We start from the raw sequence: 26,528 nt of genomic DNA on the forward strand, positions 1-26,528 counted from the left end.
GGCGCGGAAGCGCGCCGGCGGCGTTGTCGCGCCGCCCCCGGGGTGCTATCGTGCGGGGCCGGGAGGAGACCGCATGGGCACCGCTCGAATCCGCATCGCACCGATGGCCGCAGCACTCGGGCTCGCCGCGCTGGCCACCGGCCGGGCGGCGGCCGACGAGGCGCCGCAGATCACCATCTACAACCAGGACTTCGCCCTCGTCCGGGAGGTGCGGACGCTGCGCCTGAAGGAGGGGGAGAACGAGGCGCGCTTCGGCGGCGTGCCCGCCCTCCTGGAGCCGGAGTCGGTCGTCCTGCGCGATCGGCAGGACCCGAAGGGGCTGCGCGTCCTGGCGCAGCGCCACGAGGGGGATCCCCTCAGCCGCGAATCCCTTCTCAGGAAGAGCGAGGGGAAGGTGGTGGCGTTCCTGACTCTCAATCCGGCCACCGGCAGGAGGGAGATCGTGAGCGGGCGCGTCCTCAGGAGCGGGACGACGCCGGGGCCGGAAGGGGCGCTTTCGCCCATCGTCGAGGTCGACGGCAAGATCCAGCTCTCGCTCCCGGGAGAGCCGCTGTTCGACGCGCCGGTCGCCGGCGCGCTTCTGGGGCCCGCGCTCGCGTGGGATCTCTGGTCGGCGCGCGCCGGGGAGCGGGCCCTGGAGCTCTCCTACCTGACCACGGGGGTGGGGTGGAAGACGACCTACAACGCCGTGACGTCGGAGAAGGGGGATCGTTTCGATCTCTCCGCCTGGGTCACGCTCGCCAACTCGAGCGGCGCCTCGTGGGACAACGCCCGGATCCAGCTCATGGCCGGCGAGGTCGGCCGGGTCCAGGGGCCGCGCGCCCGGGGCATGGTGCTCGCGCTCGAATCCGCTCCCGCGCCGCCCCAGGAGGCCTCGGAACGGTCGTTCGACGAGTATCATCTTTATGCGCTGCCGCGCCCCGTCTCCCTCAGGGACGGCGAGCCGCGGCAGATCGAGCTCTTCCGGGGGGCGGACGTCCCCGCCGCGCGCCTCTACATCTATGACGGGGCGATGATGGGGGCGTACATGGGATGGGACCCCGAGATGGTTCGCACCCGCCCCGACTACGGCACGGAGGGGGGGACGCGCGTGACCACGATGCTCGAGTTCACCAACAGCAGGACGGCCGGGCTCGGACTGCCGATGCCCCGAGGCACCATCAAGGTCTACCGCGCCGACACGGACGGATCGCGCCAGTTCATCGGCGAGAGCCTCCTGGGCCACACGGCGGAGAACGAGAAGGTGCGCCTCCTCCTCGGGAACGCCTTCGACCTCGCCGGCGAGCGCCGCCAGACCGGCTATCGCGTCGATTCCGGCAAGGAGAGCGCCGAGGAATCGTTCGAGCTCAAGGTGAGAAACCACAAGAAGGAGCCGGTGGAGGTGCGGGTCGTCGAGCACCTGTACCGCTGGTCCACCTGGAAGGTCCTCGTGTCGTCCGACCCGTACGACAAGCTCGACTCGCGGACGATTGAGTTCAGGGTGAAGATCCCGCCGGACGGCGAGAAGACGGTGACCTACCAGGTGCGGTACACGTGGTAGCGGAAGCGCGTCCCGGCCTGTGGCCCGGGCGGGCTCCTACCCCTCGAGGCGGGTCAGCTTCAGCGCGGCGGCGGGCCGCACGCGGGTCAGGCGGGTCGCATCGCCCGTGATCCTCCCGAAGACATTGACCGGCGAGGCGGCCACGGGGGCGGCGCCGGTCGAGGCCGGGGTCGGACCGAAGAACAGGGCGATGGCACGCCCCTCCGGCCAGTAGCCGATCTCCCCGACCGCGGCCTCGGTCCGGGCCCCCTTCTCGAGGGGCAGGTCGAGCGGGACCTCGAAATAGACCTCCTCCCCCCAGCGCTGCGCCGAGCCCTTGATGGGGAGCGCGTCCCACACGGCGTCGGCCGTCGGACTCCCGTCCAGGACGGCGTACACCCGCACACCGTCCGCTTCGATCCGGATCGCCCGCTCGGAAGCCACGAGATCTCCTAGTACGTCTCGCGCGGCGGCAGGGCGCTGGCGGCGTCCATCCAGCGCTTCACCGCGGGGTGCGACAGGACCGCCTCCATGTAGGCCGGCGTATTCGGGGCGGCCGCGGTCGGCACGCGGAAGGTGGTCAGCCTCACGATGGCGGTGGCGTACATGACGTCGGCGGCGGTGAAGGGGCCGAACAGGAACGGGCCCGGCGCCTTCTTCCCGTCCAGGGCGTCCTGGAGGAGGGACAGCATCTCGGCCGCCTCCTGCATCGCCTCGGCCGTCGGCCGGGGCGGCTCCTTCAGGAAGCACAGGTTGAACGACATCGACTCGCGCAGCTTCATGAAGCCCGAGTGCATCGTCGCCGCCAGCCACCGCGCGTGGGCGCGCTCGGCCCGGTCCTGCGGCCAGAGCGCCGGGTGGGCGGGCGGGGGGAATGTCTCTTCCAGGTACTCGATGATCGCCAGCGAGTCGGGGATGACCAGATCGCCGTGGCGCAGGACCGGCACCCGCCCGGTCGGCGAGACGCGCCGTCTCTGCGCGCGGTCCTTGTCCTCGCGCAGGGGGATGGTGCGCTCGTCGAACTCGAGGTTCTTGGCGGACAGCGCGACGAAGGCGCGCATCGACCAGGAGGAGATGTTCTTCTCCCCCACGTACAGGATCAGCTCATCGCTCATCGGTGCCCCCCGTGGCCGCGCGGGCGGGAGGCGCCGCCGCGCGATCGTGGAGAATGAGGTTCCAGTGCCGGCGGACGAGGGCGTCCCGGATCCCGTCCCGCTCCCCCAGCTCGTAGACCAGAAGCGACGCCGGCCGCGCCTCGTCCTGCCGGTCGAGCGCGATGATGTCCTCCTCCTCCAGGCGCTCGAGGAGCTTCCGGATGGAGAGGACGACCACCTGGTGGGTGATCACCAGCACGCGCTGCCTCGGGTGCTCGCGCACCAGCGTGCCGATGAACGAGTGGACGCGCAGGTTGACGTCGGCGTACGACTCCCCGCCGGCCGGCCGGAAGAAGTACTTGCCGACGCGCTTCCGGCGCTCGTCCTCCTCGGGATATTTCTCGCGGATGCCGCGCCGGGTCAGCCCCTCGAAGACGCCCCACTCCTTCTCGCGCAGGCGCTCCTCCTTCACCAGGAGCGGACGGCTCCGGAGCGCGGCCAGGACTTCGGCGGCGGTCTCGAGGGTGCGCTTGTACGGCGAGACGTACAGGACGTCGAACGGCTCCCATTCGTCCAGGCAGCGCCCGGTGCGCCGGGCGTTCTCCCTGCCCTCGTCCGTGAGCGGAACGTCCACGTCGCGCATGTCGAGGCCCAGGTGGATGTCGCGCGAGTGCATCTCCTCGAGGTGCTTGCGTCTTTCCGTGGCCAGGCTCTCGGCATGCCGCATCACGGCGAACAATGAGGGCCAGCGGGTCGTGGCGACTTCGGCCAAGGGGTCCTCCTCGCGTTCCGATCGAGTTTCCGGATTCTACACCAGGAGCCGGTCCGAATCCTCGGTCGGCTCCTGAGCCGTCGCCGCTCTGGTAGAATCCGGCGCCATCATGACGAATCCCGCCGCCGTTGCGGCCACCGAGCAGCGGCACCGGTTCCTGATCACCCTCAACTTCGCGGCGGTCTACACGCTGTGGGGATCGACCTACCTGGCCATCCGCTTCGGGGTGCGCGATCTCCCGCCGGCGCTGATGGCGGGCGCCCGCTTCACGATCGCCGGCGCTCTCCTGCTCGCCTGGCTGAGATGGCGCCGCGTCCCGCTGCCACCACGCTCTCTGTTCGTCCCCATCGCCATCACCGGCCTGCTGCTCATGTTCGGGGGGAACTGGCTGGTGACCTGGGCCGAGCTGACGGTCCCGTCCGGCATGGCGGCGGTCATCGTGGCGAACCTGCCGTTCTTCGTCGCCGGGATCGAGGCCGTCCGCCCCGACGGCGAGCGGCTCTCCCCGATCGGTGTCCTGGGACTCGTGATCGGCTTCGGCGGCATGCTCATCCTGATGGGACCGAAGCTCGCGGGCCTTGGAGGGGGCGGGCGGGGGCTCGGCGACTTCAAGGGAGAGCTGGCGCTCCTCCTGGCCAACCTGTGCTGGGCCTGGGGGTCGATCTACGCCCGGCGCCGGATTCGCGGCATCCCTCCCCTCATGGGCGCGGCGCTGGAGATGCTGATCGCCGGCCTGGCGCTGACCGGGACCGGGCTCCTTCTGGGGGAGGCGCCCCGGTTCCACCTCACGCGGTCGGCCGCGCTGGCCCTCGCCTGGCTCATCGTCGCCGGGTCGCTCTGCGGCTACACGGCCTACATCTGGCTCCTGCACCACGTCCCGGCCGCCAAGGTGTCGACCTACGCCTACGTCAACCCGATCATCGCCGTGGTCCTCGGCTGGCTCGTCCTGGACGAGGCGCTCGACTGGCGCATGGCCGCCGGCACCGCCGTCATCCTGGGGGGTGTGGCGGTGGTCAATACCGCCCGGGTGCGCGCCCGTCGCTGAGCCCGCTCCGCGGCAACCGGCCCCCCCGGAGAGGTTTCTGGCCGGGGCGTCCCGCCCTGCGGTATATTGCCCCATAGACATCCGCACCCGCGGAGGCGGCATGGATCCGGGATCGAGCCAGGCACCGCTCTGCCCTCCACGCGTCCGTCTCCGCGGCCTCCTCCCGGCGGCCGCCCTGGCGCTCGGGGCGCTCCTGCCGTCCAGGGCCCTGCCGGTCTCGATCAACCCGGGATCCCCGCAGCCGAAGGCCCAGACGGCGGGCGGCGAAACCCGCTGGGTCCCGGGGGAGGTCCTAATCAAGTTCAAGACGGGGGCGCCGGGTGCGGAGCGCGCGAAGGCGCGTTCCGAGTTCGCCGCGCAGACCGTGCGCGGGTTCAGGAGCCGTGCGGAGCACTGGCGTCTTCGTCCGGGGCTTACGACCGAGGCGGCCGTCGCGCGCCTGCGCCGCAATCCGCACGTCGAGTACGCCGAGCCCAACTATCTCCTGCACGCCGCCCTCGTCCCGAACGACGCGAACTACGCCCTCCTCTGGGGTCTCCACAACACGGGCCAGACCGGAGGGCTGCCGGGCGCGGACATCGGCGCCGAGGCGGCGTGGAGCGTCAGCACCGGAAGCCGCTCCGTCCTGGTCGGCGTCATCGACAGCGGCATCGACATCACCCATCCGGATCTCGCCGCCAACATCTGGACGAATCCGGGCGAGGTGCCCGGGAACGGCCAGGACGACGACGGCAACGGCTTCGTGGACGACGTGCACGGATGGGACTTCGCCGACGGGGACAACGATCCGGCGGACGACTTCGGCCACGGGACGCACGTCGCCGGGACGATCGGCGCCGTCGGCGACAACGGCCTCGGGGTCACCGGCGTCGCCTGGCAGGTGTCGCTCGTCCCCCTCAAGTTCCTGAACTCAGCCGGATCCGGCAGCACGGCCGACGCGATCGAGGCGATCGAATACGCCGTCGCGATCGGCGCGGACATCCTGAACAACTCCTGGGGGAGCTACAACGACGAGCCCTCGCAGGCGCTTCTGGATGCCATCCGCGAGGCGCTCGCCGCCGACGCGGTCTTCGTCGCCGCCGCCGGCAACAGCGGAACCAACAACGACGTCACCCCGTTCTACCCGGCGTCGTACGACCTGCCGAACCTCATCTCGGTGGCGGCCACGGATCAGTTCGACCTCAAGGCGGTGTTTTCCAACTACGGGATAGGCTCGGTGGACCTCGGCGCCCCCGGGGTGGACATCGTCAGCACGCTGCCGGGGGGCGGATACGGCTTCCTGAGCGGCACGTCGATGGCGGCCCCCTTCGTCTCCGGGGCCGCGGTCCTGATCCGATCCCTGGCCCCCGAGATCCCGGCGGCCCAGGTCAGGCAGAAGCTCCTCGATCTGGCCGTGTATGTCCCGACGCTCGCCGGGTTGGTGAGCAGCGGCGGAAGGCTGAGCGCCTTCTTTCCGATCGCGACGCGCGATGACGTCCCGCCGGGACCGATCGACGACCTGAAGGTGGACTACACCACCAGCAATTCGATCGGGCTGCGCTTCACCGCCACCGGGGACGACGGCGAGAGCGGACGCGCCACGAACTACGACGTGCGCTACGGCCCCGATCCGATCGATGCCCTCAACTTCGACTCCCAGATCAGGGCGCCCGGGACGCCCGCGCCGTCGCCGTCGGGTACGGTGGAGACCATGGAGGTCGCGGGCCTCGAGGCCGGCACCACGTATTACTTCGCGGCCAGGGCCCGGGATGAATGGGGCAATCCCGGCCCCGTCGGCAACGGCGCCACGGGCGTCACGCTGCCGCCTCCGACGTTCGACTCCACGCCGTCCTCGTTCAGCGTGGCTCTGCGCACGGGGGAGGCGGCCACCCGGACGCTGACCCTGCGCAATGCGGGGGTGGGATCGCTCGACTGGGAGATCCCCCCGCCGATCACGGGCGGCGCCGGCCAGTCGGCGGGAGCCGCCCCGGCAGCGGGGGCCGCCCCGGTGGGCGCACCGGTGTCCGCCGCGGGCACGGGGGGCCCGGATCCCGCCGGCTATCGCTATATCGACAGCGACCAGGTCGGGGGCCCCGAATTCGCCTGGGACGACCTCGTGCTCACCGGCCGGGGATCGCCGATCGACTCCCTGACCACCGATGACCAGATCTCCGAGGCGATCCCTCTCGGATTCCCGTTCCCGTTCTACGGACAGACCTATACGGCGGTGCGCGTCAGCACCAACGGCTTCCTGACGTTCATCGGGAACGACGCTCCCTACTCCAACAAGTCGCTGCCGGGCATCCTGGCGCCGCCGGCGCTCATCGCGCCGTTCTGGGACGACCTCGATTTCGACCATGCCAACCGGGCCGTGTTCGCGCGCGGACCCGACAGCTTCACGGTGCAGTACACCGGGGTGCTGGCGTTTTCGGGCGGGGGCATCGGTTCCTCGACCTTCCAGGTGACCCTCGAGAGCTCCGGGGAAATCCTCTTCCGCTACCTGTCGATGACCGCGGACACCGGCAGCGCGACCATCGGCATCCAGGACGAGACGCAATCGATCGGGCTCCTCGTGGCCTTCAACAGGATCTACCTGCACGATCGCATGGCGATTCGGATCTACAACGCGCCGCCGTGGCTGCGCGCGTCTCCGACCTCGGGGCGTCTGTTCGCAGGCGAGAGCGGGGAGGTCGCGGTGACCGTCGACGCGCGGGGCCTGGACGGCGGGACCTATGAGGGCACGGTCTTCGTCCTCACGAACGACCCCCTGCGGCCGCTGGTTCCCCATCCCGTGATGCTCGAGGTGACTCCGGTGCCGGCGATCGGCGCGCAGCCGGCCGCGCTCGATTTCGGGAACGTCTTCGTAGGGGACTCCCGCGCCCTGGACCTCCTGGTCAGGAACACCGGGACCGAGACCCTGCACGTCACGGGCCTTCAGACGGGCGATCCGGTCGTCTCCGCCGCTCCGGCGTCCTTCTCCCTGGCCCCGCGCGCCAGCCAGGCCGTCGCGGTGACCTACGCGCCGGTCTCGACCGACCCCCTCGCGTCGGAGATCGTCATCACGAGCGACGCCGCCAACGCGCCGGTGCTCGGGATCCCGCTGGTCGGGACCGCCACCCCGCCGCCGCAGATGACCGTCGTTCCGGCCGCCTTCGCCGAGACCCTGCGCACCGGCTCGATGACGGACCGGACGCTGCGCCTCGGCAACACCGGAGGCAGCAATCTCGAGGTGGCGGTCAGGGCCGACGTGATCGGCCTCGTGCCCTGGCTGCGGGTCAGCCCCGACCGGGAGACGATCCCGCCGGGAGAGAGCCGCGACTTCAGCGTCACGCTCGATGCGGGCGACTTCGGCAGCATGCTGCTGACCGGGGCGGTCGTCATCGAGACGAATGTCCCCGGAGCCCTCACGCAAGGCGTCCCGGCGACCCTCACCGTCATCGGCGCGCCCAACCTCGCGATCTCCGACGACCCCGTGGAGACCGTGACACAGCAGGGCTACAGCGTCTTCGGGGCGCGCACCGTCCACAGGCTGCCGGTTACGTTCGCCCCGGGAGGCCCGGCCTCGATCGAGGTTCAGGTCGACGGCAATTACGGCAACGCCACCGAGACCGCCCTGGCGACCGTCGAGGGGACGGTCCTCGGTACTCTCGGCCACATCGGCACCGAGTGCGGCACCGCCCGCAGGACGTTCTCCCTGGATGCGGCCCCGTTCCTCGCGATGGCGCGGGACGGCGTGATCGAAGTGACGGTGCAGAACACCCCGGCCGTGGACATCTTCTGTCAGGCCAACCGGCACACCGTGCACCTCACGTATCAGGGGGCCCGGACAGCCCTCGACTTCGGCCCGTTGTTCCTCGGGCTCCGGCGCAGCCTGATGATCGCGCTCCACAATCGGGGCAGCGAGACTCTCAAGATTCACTCGATCGGGACCGGCTCGCCCGTGTTCGTTCCATCGGCCTCGGCGCTGAACATTCCGGCGCGGACCACGGCGGCGCTGACCGTCGTCTTCACCCCCGTTGCGGAGGCCCCGTACGCGGCGACGCTGTCGATCGCCAGCAACGATCCCGACACCCCGGCCATCCTGATCCCGCTGGAGGGGCGGGGACTCCTGGCCCCGGTGATCACCGCACATCCCGCGGCGCTCTCGACGACGGTGTTCAGGAGGACCCGGGATCTGCAGACGCTCAGCCTGTCGAACCTCGGCGGCAACGACCTCGACTTCTCCATCCAGCTCAAGGTCAAGACACCGGCGAGCGGGCCGGCCGCCTGCGCTCCCTTCGCCTACGTGTCGGAGTGGAGCGGCGGCCGGGTCGCGGCCATCAATCTGCTGACCGGCGCCGCTTCCGCGGTCGCCTACGCGCTGCGCGGGCCCCAGGCGAACCTGGTGATCGACGCGGCCGGGATCACCGCCTATGTGAACGAGTCGGATACCGGCACGCTCGCGGCCATCGATCTGGCGACCGGGAGCGTGGTGCGCGTGGCGTCGGGCCTGGACTTCCCGGTCGGGCTGGCGCTCAGCCCGTACGGGAACACGGCCTACATCGGCGAGGCGACGCGGACCCCGCGAGGCCGGATCAAGGCGTTGAACCTGTCGACCGGCGAAGCGACGCTCGTGGCCTCCGATCTGCAGTCGCCGCAGGGCCTGGCTCTCGATGCCGGCGCCACGACGCTCTATGTCAGCGAGGTCAGCGAGCAGATGGCCGGGACGCTCCTCGCCATCGACCTGGGAAGCGGGGCGGTGTCGACCGTCGCCTCGGGTCTCGGCGCCCCGAGCGGCATCGCGCTCGATTCCGGAGGGGCCAAGGCGTACGTCACGGACCCCGGCGGCGGGCGGCTGCTGTCGATCGATCTTCAGTCCGGCGTGGTGCAGCCCGTCCTCGCGGGCCTCGACGATCCCCTGGGCGTCGCGTTGAACGCCGCGGGGACCGTCGCGTACGTGGCGGAGCTGGGCCGAAGCAACCTGACCGCCATCGACCTGGCGACCCGGGCCGTCACCCACCTCGGATCCGGACTGTCCGGGCCGGCGGGGGTGGCGATCCTGTTCCCGTCGGGATGCACGTCCGATTTCCTGTCCGTGGATCCCATGTCGGGGACCCTCGCGCCGGCCGCCTCGATCGACCTCGCGGTCCTCTTCGACAGCGGCGATCTGTTCGGAGGGACCTACGAGACCAGCATCGAGATCTCGAGCAACGATCCGTTCACCCCGATCCTGAGAGTCCCGGCCGTGCTCAACGTCAATCCGATCTGCCCCGACCTGGACAGCGACGGATACGCCGTCTGCTCGACGGCCTGCGCGCTCGGCGGCGGCGATCGCTGCGGGGACTGCGACGATCGCAGCACGGCCATCCACCCCTTCGTCGCGGAGGTGTGCAACGGTCTCGACGACAACTGCAACGGCCTGAGGGACGAAGGCACGGCCGGCCTGGACAGCGACGGCGACCTGATCGGAGACAGCTGCGACAACTGCGGCATCGTCTGGAACCCGGACCAGGGGGACGCGGACGCCGACGGGGTGGGCGATTCCTGCGAGGTCCAGGCGATCTGCGGCCGCTCGAACGTGGATCTCGAAGGAGCCTCGGCGCTGCGTGTCGACGGCCGGGATCTGGCCACGTTTGCGCGCGCCTTCGGGCTCTGTCCCGGGACGCCGCCGACCGGATTCCTGGCGGCCAATCTCGATCTCGCCCCGAGCGGGCCGGCCGCCTGCGTCGACCTGGCGGATTTCCACCTGTTCATGACCGTGTTCGCGCGCACCTGCGGCGGAGACTGACCATGCGAGTCCTCAGAGGTCCGGCCATCCTGGTATGCGGCGCGCTTCTGGCGTGCGGCGGGCCGGGAGGCGGCTCGGACGGTCCCCCGCTTGGTCCTCCGGGGCCCGTCCCGACGTTCCGCTGCGAAGACTCGGCGCCGGCAGCCGACCACGTGGTGCTGCGCTGCGCCGGGCAGATCGCCCCGGACGAGTGGCTGATCGACGTCGTGGTCGGTTTTCCGACCACTTCGGATGACATCAATGGGTTCAGCTTCTACGTGGAATTCGATCCGCTGCAGCTGGCGTTCGTCACCGGAAGCGGGATCGAGGGAGACTTCCTGAACCAGGACCATGAAACGGTGCTGTTCGCCGCGGCAATCGACCCGACCGATCCGGGCCGCCTCATCGTCGGCATCAACAGAGCCGGAGGGTCCGGGACTGCCGGCGTCCCCGGTCACGACCTGATCATGAGCTTCCGGATCCGGGCGCTGATCGCGGCGCCGTTCGGGCCGGTGTTCCCTGCCTTCAAGAACGCCAGGGCGGATGATTCGTCGGGTCAGGCCATCCCGGAGATCGTTTTCGATGACCAACTGCAGCTTTCCGTCGAGTAGAGCCCTCCTGAGCGCACGCGGCGCCGTTCTGGCGTGCGTTCTGATGGCGTGCGCCGTCGCCGGATGCGCCTCGGTCCCGCCGGCGGGGGCTGTTTCCCCTCCGACCCCGGAGTCGCCCGGCGGGGGACAGGCGGAATCCGCGACCGACGGCCAGGCTGCCGACGGTCAGGGGACGCCCGTGCCTGCTCCCGGTCGCGCCGAGGCAGCCGTCGCGCCCGGCGACTCGGAGTCCGACGCGACGACCGATGAGGCGACGGGGACGCCGGCCGCGCCCGCCGTCGACCGTCCGACCACGGGCACCGGGTTGATCCTTGCCGCCCCCGCCGTTTCGCCGGCGGCCGCCCCGGATCGGCCCGAGGATGACCGGCCGCGGGACACCGGCGGAGGCGCGGGGATTTCGGCCGGCGCGTCCGTCCCGGGCTCCGTGTCTTCGGATCAGGAGCGCGACGGCGCGGGCGCGGCTCTGGTGCTCCGTCTCTCCGCAAGTCCCGCCGCTCTTCGGGTCGGCGATTCGGTGACGGTGGAGATCCGGGCAAGCTCGACGGCGCGTGTCGTCGACGCGCCGCTGCACCTGGTGTACGACGCGGCGCGGCTCCGCTACCTTGGGGGTGAGGAGGGGGACTTCCTGAGGCAGGACGGGAGCGGCACCGTCTTCCTGATCAACGGCCGCTCCCAGCCCGGCGTGGTCACGATCGGCGTGGGCCGGCTCGACCGCTCGCATGGCCAGAGCGGGGCCGGCACGCACTGCCGCGTGCGCTTCGAGGTGATCGCCCCTGGGCGGTCACGGGTCGCCGTCGGCCAGGCGATGGCCTGGGCCGATGACGGGTCGATGCTCCCGGTGGGAACGGACGCGATCGACATTTCCGTCCCGTAGGCGCCGGCCCGGTGCTCGGGCCGGCTCCTAGCTCCCCGCCGCCTCCCTGGACTCCTGCTCGCCCCCCTCGAGGTCGACTTTCAGATTCATCTCCTGCCCGGCCACGATTCTCACCTTGCGGCTCAGCGTCTCGCCGTCCGGCGTCTTGAGGGCGATCAGGTGCGCTCCGGCACGCAGGTAGAGCTTGTCCGGAAAGCCGTCGAAATCGTCGACCTGGCCGCGCATCGCCCCGTCCACGTACACCTCGGTGGTCTCGGGCGTGACGTCGAAGTCGATCGCCCCGTGGGGGACGCCCGCAATGATCACCGGTCGCTCCATGACCACCGGCCGGCCCACGACGATCGCCACGCGGGCGCGGTGCCGATGGCGCGGCCGGACGACGACGCGCGCGCTCACGGGAGACACGAGAAGCGGGGCGAAGCTGACGAAAGCGGCGATCGCCATCGCCGACGCGACTGCTGCCTGGAAACGCGGCTTCATCACGAGGTTTCTCCTTCCGGCCACCCCTCCCGTCAAGCGGGCGGCGGGAGAACCGGGGCGGCCCGGTGTCGGCCCGTGTCATTGGACCCCCGGGCGGTGCGCAAGGTTGAGTTGACAGTGCGCCGCCTGTCGACTATTTTCGCGGCCTTTCCTCGAGGGCACGATGGATCGGCCGCAGCGGGACCTGCCATCTCTCAAGAGCCGCTTCCACCGGGGGCTGCGGCGCGGCGGGCACGCCTGCTGGCTCATCGTCCGGGTCACCATCCCGACCTTCGTCGTGATGGACTTCCTCAAGAGGCTGGGTGCGATCGATCTGATCGGGCAGGCCTGCGCCCCGGTCATGACGGTCTTCCGCCTGCCCGGAGAGGCGGCCATCCCGGTCCTCCTCGGGCTCCTGCTCAACGTCTTCACGGCGACCGCCGCTCTGGGGAGCCTCGGGCTCTCCGGCGGCCAGGTGACCACCCTCGGATTGATGCTCGGCATGGCGCACACTCTCGTGGTCGAGACGGCCGTCCTGCGAACGGCCGGGGCGGGCGCCCTCCGACTTCTCCTCTATCGGCTGTTGATGGCGGTCGTGGTGGGTCTCCTGGCGTCCCGCCTGCTCATCGGGGCGTCCCCATGATCGCGACGGCGCTTCTTGAATCGGTCCTCTCCGGAGCGATCTTCAGCCTCAAGATCGCCGCCATCCTCGTGCCGGCCCTGGTCCTCTACGACCTCCTCGCCCCCCTGCCGATCTTCGGCCGCATCGGCCGGGCGCTCGCTCCGGTCCTGGCGCGGCTCGGCATGTCCCCCCCCTGCACGGTGCCATTGGCCGCGGGGCTGTTCCTGGGGATCACCTATGGCGCGGGGATGATCCTCCCGATTGCCGAGGAGAAGCGGGTCGGGCCCGACGAGGTGCAGAGCCTCGGGCTCTTCCTGTGCACCTGCCACGCGGTGATCGAGGACACTTTTCTCTTCGCCGTGGTGGGCGCGAGCGGAGGGCGAGAGGTGACGGCCAGGGTGTGCACCCTGGTCGGGGTGCGCCTGGCTCTGGCCGTGATCGTCACCGGCGGCCGCCAGTCCTGGCTGCGGCGGAAGTCCCTGCCGGCGTAGGGAAACCCCCCCGGATGTCCTGGATCGGCGCCGATCCGGCCCCTATATTCCCCCATGTCCCGATTGCGGGCGGGGGTGGGGAGCGTGGACGGATCGGCGAATCGGCAAGGGTCTTTGGAGCTGGAGCCGGACGATCTGACCGCTCAGCCGTCGCGGCGCCGGACCGACCTGATCGTCGGGGGCGGCCCCGCCATGGCCCGGGTCTTCGAGCTGATCGCCGTCGCGGCGCGCACCGAGATTCCCGTCCTCATCATGGGAGAGAGCGGCACCGGCAAGGAGCTCGTGGCGCGGGCCATCCACTACACGGGAGGGCGGGCCGCACGCCCCTTCCTGACCATGAACTGCGGCGCCGTCCCCGAGACGCTGATGGAGGACGAGCTGTTCGGCCACGCCCGCGGCTCGTACACCGGGGCGCATGCCGACAAGAAAGGGGTCTTCGAGGAGGCGGAAGGCGGCAGCCTGTTCCTGGACGAGATCGCCGACCTCTACCCCTCCTGCCAGGTGAAGCTGCTGCGCGTCCTGCAGGAGCGGGAGGTCCGGAGGATCGGCGAGACCAGGACGCGGCAAGTCGACGTGCGGATCATCGCGGCGACCAACAAGGACCTCGGGACCGAGAGGCTCGAGAAACGCTTCCGCGAGGATCTGTACCATCGGATCCACGTCCTGCCGATCGCCCTGCCTCCCCTGCGTGAGCGGCGCGAGGACGTGCCGCTCCTCATCGATCAGTTCCTGCGGCAGTTCAACCGGGAGCTGGGGCGGACCATCCGGGGATTCACGCCGGCCGCCATCCAGAGGCTGAAGGCGCACGACTGGCCCGGCAACGTGCGCGAGCTCGAGAACCGCATCAAGCAGGCGATGATCATGGCCAAGGACGACCTGATCGACGTCGAAAGCCTGGACGTCTCGACCGCCCCGGCGTCGGGCGTGGCGTTCCTCCCGTTCCGCAAGGCGAAGGAGGAATTCGTCAGGGGCTATCTCGTCGGCTGCCTGAAGGCCTCCGCTGGCAACGTCGCCCAGGCGGCGCGCCTGGCCGGCAAGGACCGCAAGGATTTCTACGACATGATGAAAAAGCACCACGTGGACCCCGCCGCCTACAGGCGCTGACCTGAAGGGGATTCCCCCCACATCCCCGGAATGCCCCACGCCCCGAGCGCCGTGATCGAGGCCCGGTGGGGAATTCCCCCCAACGCGCCTTCCTCTTTTTGTCATCCGACCAGCGCAGGGCTCCGGGCCCTGTCTCCAAACCTTTGAAAAGACGAGGGAAACCGCTGACGGGGCGATCCTCCCACGGGGCACGGGCTTCGCAGTGCAGGGACGCGGAGGTCCGTGGCATGGGGTCCGTCAAGGGGAGAGAGCCGCAGCCGGAGGGGCAGCCCGAGGGGCAGCCTCGACCGGAGATCGCCGGCCGCGTGCTCGCCTACTTCCGCCGCAACGCCGAAGCGATGGACTCGGCGGAGGGGATCGCCCGCTTCTGGATACGCGAGGACCGGGACGTCGTCGAGCGCTGCCTCACCGACCTGCATTCACGCGGGCTGCTGGAGCGGCGCCTGATCGGCGGCACCGCGTTCTACTCGTGCCACCACGATCCAGGCCGTCCGGATTCCGGCCGCACCGACTTCGACCGGACCGGGGGCGCCGCCGCGCTGCCGGCCCGGACCGGGCAGCCCGCCTCGGAGAGCGGGACGGAGAGCGCAGGGCGCATCCTGGTGGTCGACGACGATCGGTCGGTCCGCGAGTTCCTGATGTCGACCCTCGCCGCGGAAGGGCACCAAGTCGTCGCGGCCGAGGGGGGCCAGCGCGGCATCGAGCTGTTCCGGGACGGCGCGTTCGACCTGGTGATCACCGACGTCCGCATGCCCGGCACGACCGGGCTCGAGCTGCTGCGGACGATCAAGCGTCAGAGCCCGGACGTCGAGGTGATCGTGGTGACCGCGCACGCCAGCCTCGACACGGCGATCGAGGCCCTGCGGGACGGCGCCTACGATCTGATCACCAAGCCCCTCCCGGACATCGAGGCCCTGTTCCGGGTCGTCCGCCGCGCTCTGGAGAAGCGCCGCCTTTCCGACGACAATCGGCGCCTCGTCCGCAGCCTGCACGGACGCAACGTCGAGCTGACCCAGACGGTGGCGCGCCTCGCCGCCGTCAACGAGATCGGCAAGGCGACCGCGGGGCTGCTCGACGTCGGCGACCTGTACGGGTCCCTCGTGCGGCTGGTCGCCCAGCACCTGCAGGCGCGCCGCGTCTCCGTCCTCGTGTCCGGCCCCGATTCGGATCTCCTGACGCTCATCGCCTCGGTCGGCATTCCCGAGGAGGAAGGGACCACCTTCAGCCTGCGCGTCGGGGAGGGGATCGCCGGCCGGGTGGCCGCCTCACAGGCGCCCCTCCTGGTGCAGGACATCGGCAAGTCCGACCTGAAGTCCATGCGCACCGGCGCGCGCTACAGCACGCCGTCGTTCATGATCACCCCCCTCACGGTCTCCTACCCGATCCGCTACCAGCGGAAGCGCATCGGCGTGATCAACGTCAGCGACAAGCACTCGGGCGAGCCGTTCGACGAGAGGGACCTCGAGTTCCTCTCGACGCTCGCGTCGCAGATGGCGGTGGCGATCGAGAACGCCCGCCTGGTCAAGGAGATGGAGGACGGATACCAGGGGACTCTCGTCGCCCTGATCCAGGCCATGGAGGACCTGGGCCCCGAGACCCGCGGGCATTCGCGGCGCGTGGCGGAGCTCTGCGCCGCCGTGGCCAGCGGGCTCGGCCTGCCCGGGGAGCGCGTCGATCTCGTGGTGCGCGCCGCGGCGCTGCACGAGCTGGGGCGCGTCGCCGCGCGCCCGGCGGAGGCGGATCTCCCGCCCGGCGGACCCCGGGAGGACGCGGACCGGTACGCCGCCACGGTGGCCGCCGCGGCGCGCATGCTCGCCCCGATCACCTCGCTGCGCAAGGTGCGGGAGATCATCCTGCGCTCCGCCGAGTGGTTCGATCCCGCCTCCCACCCGATCGACCCCGACGGCGCCGGCATCCCGATCGAATCGCGCATCCTGGCGAGCTGCGAGGAATTGGTCGCGCTGTGCGCGGACGCCGGCGGGGCCGCGCGGCCTGCCGGCGGTGCGGGGAGCGACGCGCTGGCCCTGCAGGAGCTTCGCAGTCGCACCGGGCGCCGGCACGACGCGGAAGTCGAAGCGGCCCTGGCGCGGGCGATCGCGGAACGCGACGTCCCCGGAGGGCCGCGATGACGCGCGGACGCGCACGCAAGGCGGCGCTCTTCACCGCGGCGCTCCTCCTCGCGCTCGTGTTCGGCGTCCGGGACGCCGCCGCGCAGGCGATCACCTTCGACAGCGCCAGCAATACCGCCGGGGTGAACGTGAGCAGCCTGACCTGGTCCCATACCGTCGGAGCGGGAAACGGCCGGATCCTGGTGGTCGGCGTCTCGATTCGAGGCAACAACGCGGCGACCGGCGTGACCTACGCGGGGCAGGCTCTGACGCTCGCGGGGACGGTGAGCAACGGCGGATCCAATCGCGTGGAGATGTGGGCGCTCGTCGCGCCGCCGACCGGGACGGCGAACGTCGTTGTCAGCCTGTCCGGGTCCGTTCACGTCGTGGGCGGCGCCTCGTCGTTTTCCAATGTGGATCCGACGACCCCGTACGGAGCGTTCGCCTCGACCACCGGCAACACCACTCCCATCTCGCTGGCGGTGACGAGCGCGGTCGGCGAGGTCGTCATCGACACCGTGGTCACGAACGGTGACGTCGTGAGTCTGACTCCGGGGGCCGGGCAGACCGAGCGCTGGAACAACTTCACGGGAAACAACGCCAGCAACGCCCGCGGGGCCGGGAGCACCCAGCCCGGTGCGGCCTCGCTGACGATGACCTGGACGATGGGCTCGGGTAAACCCTATTCGATCGGGGCGATCTCCCTGAGACCAATACCGCCGCCGGTTCTGACGATCTCGAAGACCGACGCGCCCGACCCGGTCGCGGCGGGCTCGAACATCACCTACACGATCAGTTACGGCAATACGGGCGGGAGCCAGGCGACCGGCGTGGTGATCACCGACACGATCCCCGCAAACACCAGCTTCGTGAGCGCGACCGGCGGCGGAACGCTGGCGGCCGGCGTCGTGACCTGGAACATCGGCAATCTGAACGCGGGCGCCTCCAGCAGCGTCCAGCTGGTCGTGGCGGTCGCCAGCCCGCTCAACAACGGGACGGTCATCACCAACGGGACCTACGACATCGACAGCACGCAGACGGCGCCGACGAGCGGCGCGGCGGTGACCACGACGGTGTCGTCGGCTCCGGTGATGAACATCAGCAAGACCGACGCGCCGGACCCGGTCACGGCCGGCTCGAACATCACCTACACGATCAACTACTCGAACACGGGAAACATGAACGCCACGGGGGTGGTGATCACCGACACCATCCCGGCGAACACCTCTTTCGTGAGCGCCACCGGCGGCGGCACCCTGGCGGCCGGCGTCGTGACCTGGAACATCGGCAATCTGAACGCAGGGGCGTCGAGCAGCGTTCAGCTGGTCGTCGCCGTGACGAGCCCACTGGCCAACGGGACGGTCATCACCAACGGGACCTACAGCATCGACAGCACGCAGACGGCGCCGACGAGCGGCGCGGCGGTGACCACCACGGTGTCGTCGGCGCCGGTCCTGAACATCAGCAAGACGGACGCGCCCGACCCGGTCGCGGCCGGCAGCAACATCACGTACACGATCAGCTACTCGAACACCGGGAACATGAACGCCACGGGGGTCGTCATCAGCGACACCATTCCGGCCAACACCAGCTTCGTGTCGGCGACGGGCGGCGGCACCCTGGCGGCGGGGGTGGTGACCTGGAACATCGGCAACCTGGCGGCGGGGGGGTCGACGTCGGTGCAACTGGTCGTGCAGGTGACCAGCCCCTTGCCCAACGGCACGGTCATCACCAACGGCACCTATTCGATCGACTCGAACGAAACGGCCCCCGTGAGCGGCGCGGCGACCACCACGACCGTCACGTCCGGTCCAATCCTCAACATCAGCAAGACCGACTCTCCCGACCCGGCGGTCGCCGGCACCGACACCATCACCTACACGATCTCCTACTCGAACACGGGGAACGCCAACGCCACGGGGGTGGTGATCAGCGACACGGTGCCGGCCGGCACCTCGTTCGTGTCGGCGACCGGAGGCGGGACGCTGGCCGCGGGGGTGGTGACCTGGAACATCGGCAACCTGTCTTCGGGGGCGTCCGGGTCGGTGCAATTCGCGGTGTCCATCAATACTCCGGTCGCGAACGGTACGATCATCACGAACTCCACGTACTCGATCGACTCGAACGAGACGGCCCCCGTGAGCGGCGCCGCGGATACGACGACGGTCCTCTCGGATCCCCGGTTCACCCTCCTGAAGAGCGACGCCCCCGACCCGGTCGGAGCGGGCAGCAACATCACGTACACCTTGTCCTATCAGAACATCGGCACGAACAGCGCCACCGGGGTCGTGGTCACCGATCCGATCCCCGTGAACACGACGTTCGTGTCGGCGACTGGAGGCGGGACGCTGGCCGCAGGAGTCGTGACCTGGAACGTCGGCAACCTGGCGTCCGGGGTGTCGGGGTCCGTGCAACTGGTGGTGCAGGTGAACAGCCCTCTGGCGGCCGGGACCGTCATCACCAATACCGGCTGGGCGCTCGATAGCAATGAAAGTCTGCCCGCAACCGGCCCGGACGCCACGACGACCGTCACGTCCGCGCCGGTGATGAGCATCGGCAAGACGGACGCCCCGGACCCGGTGGTGGCGGGGAGCAGCATCACCTACACGCTGAGCTACTCGAACACGGGGAACGCGAACGCCACCGGCGTCGTGATCACCGACGCCATCCCGGCCAATACGGCGTTCGTGTCGGCGACGGGCGGCGGGACGCTGGCGGCGGGCGTGGTGACCTGGAACATCGGCAACCTGGCGGCGGGGGCGTCGGGGTCGGTGCAGCTGGTGGTGGCGGTGACCAGCCCGCTGGCGAACGGGACGGTGATCACCAATGCATCCTACCAGATTGCCTGCAACGAGACGGCGCCGACGGCCGGCGCGGCGATCACGACGACGGTGTCGTCGGCGCCGGTGCTGAGCATCGGCAAGACGGACGCCCCCGACCCGGTGGTGGCGGGGGCCAACATCACCTACACGCTGAGCTACTCGAACACGGGGAACGCCAACGCCACGGGCGTGGTGATCAGCGACACGGTGCCGGCGAACACGGCCTTCGTGTCGGCGACGGGCGGCGGGACGCTCGCGGCGGGGGTGGTGACCTGGAACGTCGGCAACGTGGCGGCCGGGGCCTCGGGGTCGGTGCAGCTGGTGGTGGCGGTGACCAGCCCGCTGGCGAACGGGACGCTGATCACCAACGCGACCTACAGCATCGACAGCAATGAGACGGCCCCGGTCAGCGGCGCGGCGATCACGACGACGGTGTCGTCGGCGCCGGTGCTGAGCATCGGCAAGACGGACGCCCCCGACCCGGTGGTGGCGGGGAGCAACATCACCTACACGCTGAGCTACTCGAACACGGGGAACGCCAACGCCACGGGGGTCGTGATCAGCGACACGGTGCCGGGGAACACGGCGTTCGTGTCGGCGACCGGTGGCGGGACGCTGGCGGCGGGGGTGGTGACCTGGAACGTCGGCAACGTGGCGATCGGGGCCTCGGGGTCGGTGCAGCTGGTGGTGGCGGTGACCAGCCCGCTGGTGAACGGGACGCTGATCACCAACGCGACCTACAGCGTCGACAGCAACGAGACGGCCCCGGTCAGCGGCGCGGCGATCACGACGACGGTGTCGTCGGCGCCGGTGCTGAGCATCGGCAAGACGGACGCTCCGGACCCGGTGGTGGCGGGGAGCAACATCACCTACACGCTGAGCTACTCGAACACGGGAAATGCGAACGCCACGGGGGTCGTGATCGGCGACACGGTGCCGGGGAACACGGCGTTCGTGTCGGCGACGGGCGGCGGGACGCTGGCCGCCGGTGTGGTGACCTGGAACGTCGGCAACGTGGCGGCCGGGACGTCGGGGTCCGTGCAGCTGGTGGTGGCGGTGGCCAGCCCGCTGGCGAACGGGACGGTGATCACCAATGCGACCTACAGCATCGACAGCAACGAGACGGCGCCGACGGCCGGCGCGGCGATCACGACGACGGTCTCGTCGGCGCCGGTGCTGACGATCTCGAAGGTCGGCGCTCCCGATCCGGTCAACGCGGGCAGCAACCTCACCTACACGCTGAGCTACTCCAACACGGGGAACGCCAACGCCACGGGCGTGGTGATCAGCGACACGGTGCCGGCGAACACGGCCTTCGTGTCGGCGACGGGTGGCGGGACGCTGGCGGCGGGCGTGGTGACCTGGAACATCGGCAACCTGGCGGCCGGGGCATCGGGATCGGTGCAGCTGGTGGTGGCGGTGACCAGCCCGCTGGCGAACGGGACGGTGATCACCAACGCGACCTACGGCATCGACAGCAACGAGACGGGCCCGACGGCCGGGGCGGCGAGCACGACCACGGTGTCGTCGAGCCCGGTGCTGAGTATCAGCAAGACCGGTGCGCCCGACCCGGTCGACGCGGGGAGCGACCTCACCTACACGCTGAGCTATTCGAACACGGGGAACGCCAACGCCACGGGCGTCGTGATCAGGGACACGGTGCCGGCGAACACCAGCTTCGTGTCGGCGACGGGCGGCGGGATCCTGGCGGCGGGCGTGGTCACCTGGAACATCGGGGCCCTCGGCACCGGCGCGTCCGGCTCGGTCCAGCTCGTGGTCCGCGTCGACCCGGCGACGCCGACCGGAGCGGTCATCACCAACGGAACGTACAGCGTCGACAGCAACGAGGCGGGGCCGACGGCGGGCGCGGCGATCACCACCGGCGTCCTGTCGGCGGCGGTCCTGACCATGACCGAGACCGTGGCCGACCTGAACGGCGGCAGCCTGAATCCGGGCGACGCGCTGGAGTACACCATCACGGTCATCAACGGCGGCGGGGCGGACGCCAGTCTCGTCGTGGTCGACGCGACGGTCCCCGCGAACGCGACCTACGTGGCCGCGTCGATCACCGGTCCCGGCGCCAGCGATGCGGGAAACCCGAGCCTGACCTGGAACGTGGGGACGGTCCCGGCGACGTCCTCGGTGACCCTGACCTACCGCGTCACGATCGACCCGGCGACGCCGGGAGGAACGATGTTGAGCAACCAGGCCAGCCTGAACGCGGCCGGCCCCATCAGCCTGATCTCGGACGACCCCGGCCGCAACGATGGGATCGAGACCGGCAACGATCCGCTCGATCCGGGCGACGACGATGCGAGCGTCGCCGGGCCCGTCTTCCTGGGCGACGTCCTGCAGGTGTCGATCACCTCCGACACGCCGGTGATCCGCCGCGGCGATTTCATCCTGTACACCGTCACCATCGCCAACCCGACCACTCTGGCGGTGGCCAACGTCGACCTGAGCGACCTCCTGCCGGTGGGCGTCCAGCTGGTCCCGGGCACCCTGTCGCTGTGCGCCCCGGCCTGCGCGGTCCAGCCGGATCCCGCGCCCGCGATCCCGCGGCTCATCCCGGCGGGCGCCATCGCCTCCGGCCAGACGATCACGCTGTCCTACCGCGCGCTGGTGAACACGGGGGCCCTCGTGGGCGACCTGGTGACCAGGGTCCGGGCGCAGGACGCGATCGCCCAGCCGCTGTCGGCCCTCGCGACCAGCACCGTGGCGCTCCTCGACGACCCGGAGTTCGATCTCGGCACCATCGTCGGCAAGGTGTTCGACGACAAGGACGGAAATGGGGTGCAGGGGGCGGGCGAGAGCGGCGTCGGCGGGGTCATGGTGGCGATGGAGGACGGCGTCTACTCGGTCACCGACGGCAACGGCATGTATCACATCGCGGCGGCCCGGCCGGGGAACCGGCTGGTGAAGATCAACGTCCACACCCTGCCGCCCCACGACGGCCTGACGCTGCCGGAGGCGCAGACGATCACCCTGACTCCCGGGCTCCTCGCCAAGGTGAACTTCGGCGCCCGGATCAAGCCGCCGACGACCATCCGGCAGGGCCGGCCCGGGACGTACGGCATCGCGGTCACCGGGGAGAAGCTCCAGGCCCAGGCCGAGGTCATCGGCAACCTCGACGACATGACGGCGGTGGTGAACGGTGTCCAGGCCCGGCTGCCGAAGACGCGCGTCAAGATGGACGTCATGAGCCTGGAGCGGAACCTCCGGATCGTCAACGGCCGCCTGGAGAAGCCGGCGATCTTCAACATCGCGTACCCGGCGGACCGCTTCGTCAAGGAATGGGTGTTCGAGATCTTCGATTCCGGGATGACGCGCATCCGCGGCTTCCGGGGAACCGACAGGAAGACCACCCAGATCACCTGGGACGGAAAGGACTCGACGGGCGCCCTGGTGAAGGGGGGCTCGATCTACCAGTACCAGCTGACGATCGAGTTCGCCGACGGGTCGCTCTCGAAGAGCCCCCTGCGCCTGTTCGGGGTGAACCGCACCAACGCCATCTCGTTCGAGCTGACCGGCGCCTCGTTCGAGACCAACACCGCCGTTTTGAACCAGAGCGCCATGGGGATTCTGGCGGAGGTGACCCAGACCCTGAAGAAGTATCCGGACGAGAAGGTGGTGATCCGCGGCCACACCGACAACACCGGCGCCCCCGACTGGAACGCCCGGCTGTCGCTGATGCGCGCCGAGGCGGTGAAGTCCTACCTGGTGTCCGCGGGAATCGACGGCGCGCGCCTGATCAGCGAGGGGCGGGGGGCCTCGAGCCCGGTGGCCCCGAACACCACGTCCACCGGACGGGCGCGCAACCGCCGCGTCGAGATCAAGGCCCTGCTCGAGGACACCGAGGTGGCGCGGACCTACGCGGAGTCGGGCGGATCGGGGGAGCGCGAGGTGGTGGTGAACGGCCGGATCATCCCGACCGACGAGGACGGATCGTTCCGGACCATGGTCGACCCGGTCAAGGACCACGGCCGCGTCTACGTCGGCATCAAGACCGAGGACGGCGGCGTGGCCGCGACCACCGTGATGCTGCCGACGATCACCATCCTCGAGCCGACGACCGACGTGAAGCTGGAGATCGGCAAGCGGGAGGACGTGATCCGCCTGATGCAGCCGCAGCCGTCGGCCGAGGGGGTGCGGTACCCGTCCATCAAGATCCCCGTGCGCGGGCGGACCGACCCCGGGAACCAGGTGTTCCTGGACGGCGAGGCGGTGCCGGTGGCCCCGTCCGGAGAGTTCCGCACCGAGCTGCCGCTGGCGATCGGCGAGAACACCTTCGGCGCCGTGGCGGTCGCGCCGAACGGCACCACCAGCCTCCTCAACCTGGCGGTCAATTTGAGCGGGGTCGACAAGAACCTCGATCTGATCACCGTCCGCAAGCCGGTGCCGCAGTTCACCATCGACCTGCCGCCGCGCGGCGCCGTCCTGTCGAGCCCGACGCTGTTCGTGCGCGGCACGGCCCCCGCCAAGGCCACCGTGACGATCAACAAGTGGCGCATGCCGGTCCTGTCGAACGGCACCTTCGCGGGGACGGTCCGGCTGCCGGAGGGACCGTCGGTCATCGACGTCGTGGTCTCGATGCCGAACAGCACCGAGGGGCGGGTCGGCGTGCCGGTCGAGGTGCGGAGCAACTATTTCTTCCTGGTGGCCCTTGGCGACGCCACGGTCAGCAAGATCACCACCGAGGGGCCGGTCCCGGAGAAGTTCCAGGACGACCTCTCGGTCGACGGGCGCGCCGCCTTCTACCTGAAGGGGCGGATCCAGGGGAAGTACCTGATCACCGCCTCCATGGACACCGGCGACGGGAAGATCTCCGAGATCGGCTCGCGCCTGGGCGAGCGCGACAACCGGTCGTTCTTCCGCAATCTCGATCCCGACTCGTTCTATCCCGTCTACGGCGACGGCAGCCGCACCTTCGACGACACCAACAGCCAGGGGCGGTTCTACGTCCTGCTCGAGGCGCCGTACGGCAGCGCCCTGTGGGGCAATTACAATTCCGGCATCACGGGGAACGAGTTCTCCTCTTTCAACCGCTCGCTGTATGGCGGGCGGATCGCCTGGAAGAGCGTGTCCCGGCGGAAGGACGGCCAGCCGCTCGGCCAGGCCGTGGTGTTCGCCGCCGTCCCCGAGACGCGCCCGGCGCACGACGAGTTCACCGGAACGGGCGGGTCGCTCTTCTTCCTGCGCAACAAGGGGGTGGTCCCCGGGTCGGAGAAGGTCCGCCTGGAGGTCCGCGACAAGATCACCGGCATCCCGGTTGCGAACGTAACCCGCAGGAACTACGTTGATTACGAGATTGACTATGCGGAGGGCCGGGTCCTGTTCCGCGCCCCCGTCTCGTCGGTGGCCGACACCTCGACCATCATCAGCGACGGGGTCCTGAACGGCAACCCGGTCTTCGTGGTCGTGGACTATGAGTTCACCGACGTGGCGGGTGCGGCGCTCGACGTCAACACGTACGGCGGGCGCGCCAAGGCGGCGCTCGGCGGGAACGTCAGCGTGGGCGCGACCTACATCCAGGAGGAGCGCCCGGCCGGCACCTACTCCCTGGAGGGCGGGGACGTGACGGTGCGTTTCTCCGATTCGACGCGGGTCAGCGCGGAGTTCAGCCAGAGCCAGAACGAATCGATCCCACCGTTCCTCTCGACGGACGGCGGCCTGAGCTTCGGCCAGAAGAGCGTGCCATTCGGCCCCCAGAAGGCGCAGGCGTACAAGCTCGAGCTCGCCGCCGGCAAGGGGCCGGTGAAGGCGACGGCGTACGCCAGGCACCTCGACCGCGGCTTCTCGTCGTCGTTCACGGTGGCGCAGGACGAGAGCGACCAGGCGGGCGTGACGCTCGGCTTCGCGATGGGGAAGACCGGCCTCCTGAGCCTGCTGGTGGACAACAAGGACGTGACCGGTGTCGCGACCATCCTGACCTCGACGCTGCAGTACCGGCAGGCGTTCGGCAGGTTCGGGGCGACCCTCGAGGCGCGCTACCGCTCGACCGACAACGTCGCCTCGCCCGACGCCGCCGAGGAGATCGGCGCACTGCGCCTCGACTACCGGCCGACGGCGAAGCTCGACTTCTACACGCGCTTCCAGGACGACTTCCTGCAGGAGGTCGGCGGCGCGCCCGCGGCCACCGGCGTGAAGCGCCAGACGGCGATCGGCCTCGAGGCGCAGGTGTCGCCGAAGGTCAGCGTGAAGGGGGAGCTGATCGACGGAGAGCAGGGGGACGGCGCCCTCCTCGGGCTGACCACCCGGCTGGACGAGAGGACGCAGCTGTACGGCACCTACACGCTGTCTCCCGATCAGGCCGGCGTCATGACCGGGACGCTGACCGCGGGCGCCGCGACGGCCCTCGGCGACCGTACGCGGCTGTACAGCGAGGAGCAGTTCAAGAACAGCGACCGCGAGGTCAGCACCAGCACGGTCGTCGGGCTGAACACGAGGTTCAGCGAGCGCTTCACCACCGGCGTCAACCTGGAGCGCACGCGCCTCGACGCCGCCCTCGGCGGCCCCGACACGATCCGGCAGGCGGCCTCGGTGCATGCCTCCTTCGCCCACGCCCTCATCAAGGTGTTCTCGAAGCTCGAGCTGCGCCACGACGAGGCCCCCTCGCCTGGAGCACCGACTCCGGCAACCGATCGCGATCAGTGGCTGGCCGGCACCGCGGTCGAGTTGAAGCTGTCGAGGGACTTCACCGTCCTCGGCCGCTTCAATTACGGCGTCACGACGGACAACCTGACGGACGCCGACGTGACCGTCTTCCGCGAGCAGAGCGCCGGCGTGGCGTTCAGGCCGGTGGCCTACGACTGGATCCAGGTCCTGGCGCGCTACACCGAGGTGCAGAACCTGCCGCCGGCCGTCCAGGTGGCGACGCCGGAGAAGAAGACGGATCGGGTCCTGTCGCTGCAGACGGTCGTCGACCTGCACCGCCGCCTGTCGCTGACGGAGAAGTACGCCATTCGCGATCGCGCCATCGACCAGACGGTCGTCGCCGATCTGAAGAGCCGCCTCAGGCTCTGGATCAACCGCTTCAACTACCACCTGAGCGACACCTGGGACGCGGCGCTCGAGTACCGCACCCTGATGATGGACGAGGGGGGGGACAATGCGTCGGACGGGTTCCTCTTCGAGGTGAACCGCCTGTTCTTCGGGCACCTGAGGCTCGGCGTCGGCTACAACTTCACGGATTTCACCGACAACGAGTTCTCGGCCAACGATTACTCCGCCAAGGGGTATTTCTTCCGCATCCAGGGCAAGTACTGAGACCTGCCTTGGTGCG

14 protein-coding genes are annotated in these 26,528 nt (G+C 70.0%); 10 read left to right on the top strand and 4 right to left on the bottom strand.

The window, feature by feature from the left end; genetic code table 11:
• Nucleotides 1–73 precede the first annotated feature (73 nt).
• Nucleotides 74–1,540 (top strand): DUF4139 domain-containing protein, encoded by a 1,467-nt coding sequence (locus VGV60_07515; GenBank protein ID HEV8701103.1) that lies wholly within the window; start codon nt 74–76, stop codon nt 1,538–1,540.
• Between the two features lie 36 nt (nt 1,541–1,576).
• Here the strand turns inward: VGV60_07515 and VGV60_07520 are convergent, their stop codons facing one another.
• The 3 genes from VGV60_07520 to VGV60_07530 are packed head-to-tail and all read right to left on the bottom strand — an operon-like array spanning nt 1,577 to nt 3,385.
• Nucleotides 1,577–1,963, bottom strand: a complete 387-nt coding sequence (locus VGV60_07520) for a cyclophilin-like fold protein (GenBank protein HEV8701104.1) — start codon at nt 1,961–1,963, stop codon at nt 1,577–1,579.
• A gap of 8 nt (nt 1,964–1,971) precedes the next feature.
• Nucleotides 1,972–2,634 (bottom strand): glutathione S-transferase N-terminal domain-containing protein, encoded by a 663-nt coding sequence (locus tag VGV60_07525; GenBank protein HEV8701105.1) that lies wholly within the window; start codon nt 2,632–2,634, stop codon nt 1,972–1,974.
• Complete coding sequence (locus VGV60_07530) at nt 2,624–3,385, bottom strand: histidine phosphatase family protein (protein ID HEV8701106.1); 762 nt, start codon at nt 3,383–3,385, stop codon at nt 2,624–2,626. The genes VGV60_07525 and VGV60_07530 overlap by 11 nt, the downstream gene beginning before the upstream one ends.
• Nucleotides 3,386–3,494: 109 nt before the next feature.
• On the opposite strand from VGV60_07530, the gene VGV60_07535 reads away from it, so the two are divergent.
• The 4 genes from VGV60_07535 to VGV60_07550 all read left to right on the top strand — a co-directional run bounded on the left by VGV60_07535 (nt 3,495) and on the right by VGV60_07550 (nt 11,640).
• Nucleotides 3,495–4,430: an EamA family transporter gene (locus VGV60_07535; GenBank protein ID HEV8701107.1), complete on the top strand. Its 936-nt coding sequence runs from the start codon at nt 3,495–3,497 to the stop codon at nt 4,428–4,430.
• Nucleotides 4,431–4,530: 100 nt separating this feature from the next.
• Entirely contained in the window at nt 4,531–10,176 is a 5,646-nt protein-coding gene (locus tag VGV60_07540) for a S8 family serine peptidase (GenBank protein HEV8701108.1), read from the top strand.
• 2 nt (nt 10,177–10,178) lie between these two features.
• Entirely contained in the window at nt 10,179–10,766 is a 588-nt protein-coding gene (locus VGV60_07545) for a hypothetical protein (protein HEV8701109.1), read from the top strand.
• On the top strand, nt 10,738–11,640 hold the full coding sequence (locus VGV60_07550; protein HEV8701110.1) for a cohesin domain-containing protein: 903 nt from the start codon (nt 10,738–10,740) through the stop codon (nt 11,638–11,640). The genes VGV60_07545 and VGV60_07550 overlap by 29 nt, the downstream gene beginning before the upstream one ends.
• Before the next feature lie 27 nt (nt 11,641–11,667).
• Here VGV60_07550 and VGV60_07555 read toward each other — a convergent pair whose 3' ends face one another.
• Complete coding sequence (locus VGV60_07555) at nt 11,668–12,123, bottom strand: hypothetical protein (protein ID HEV8701111.1); 456 nt, start codon at nt 12,121–12,123, stop codon at nt 11,668–11,670.
• A 160-nt stretch (nt 12,124–12,283) separates the two neighbouring features.
• Here VGV60_07555 and VGV60_07560 point away from each other — a divergent pair, with 160 nt between their 5' ends.
• The 5 genes from VGV60_07560 to VGV60_07580 all read left to right on the top strand — a co-directional run bounded on the left by VGV60_07560 (nt 12,284) and on the right by VGV60_07580 (nt 26,512).
• Nucleotides 12,284–12,742, top strand: coding sequence for a nucleoside recognition domain-containing protein (locus tag VGV60_07560; protein HEV8701112.1), 459 nt, complete (start codon nt 12,284–12,286; stop codon nt 12,740–12,742).
• Nucleotides 12,739–13,212 (top strand): nucleoside recognition domain-containing protein, encoded by a 474-nt coding sequence (locus VGV60_07565; protein ID HEV8701113.1) that lies wholly within the window; start codon nt 12,739–12,741, stop codon nt 13,210–13,212. Before VGV60_07560 ends, VGV60_07565 begins: the two co-directional genes overlap by 4 nt.
• Nucleotides 13,213–13,326: 114 nt before the next feature.
• Nucleotides 13,327–14,316, top strand: a complete 990-nt coding sequence (locus tag VGV60_07570; GenBank protein HEV8701114.1) for a sigma-54 dependent transcriptional regulator — start codon at nt 13,327–13,329, stop codon at nt 14,314–14,316.
• Between the two features lie 227 nt (nt 14,317–14,543).
• Nucleotides 14,544–16,445 carry a response regulator gene (locus VGV60_07575; GenBank protein ID HEV8701115.1) on the top strand — a complete coding sequence of 634 codons (1,902 nt, stop codon included), beginning with the start codon at nt 14,544–14,546 and terminating at the stop codon, nt 16,443–16,445.
• Nucleotides 16,442–26,512, top strand: coding sequence for an OmpA family protein (locus VGV60_07580; protein ID HEV8701116.1), 10,071 nt, complete (start codon nt 16,442–16,444; stop codon nt 26,510–26,512). Before VGV60_07575 ends, VGV60_07580 begins: the two co-directional genes overlap by 4 nt.
• The last annotated feature ends 16 nt before the right edge of the window (nt 26,513–26,528 follow it).

The organism is Candidatus Polarisedimenticolia bacterium, from assembly GCA_036001465.1.
GTDB lineage: Bacteria > Acidobacteriota > Polarisedimenticolia > Gp22-AA2 > Gp22-AA2 > Gp22-AA3.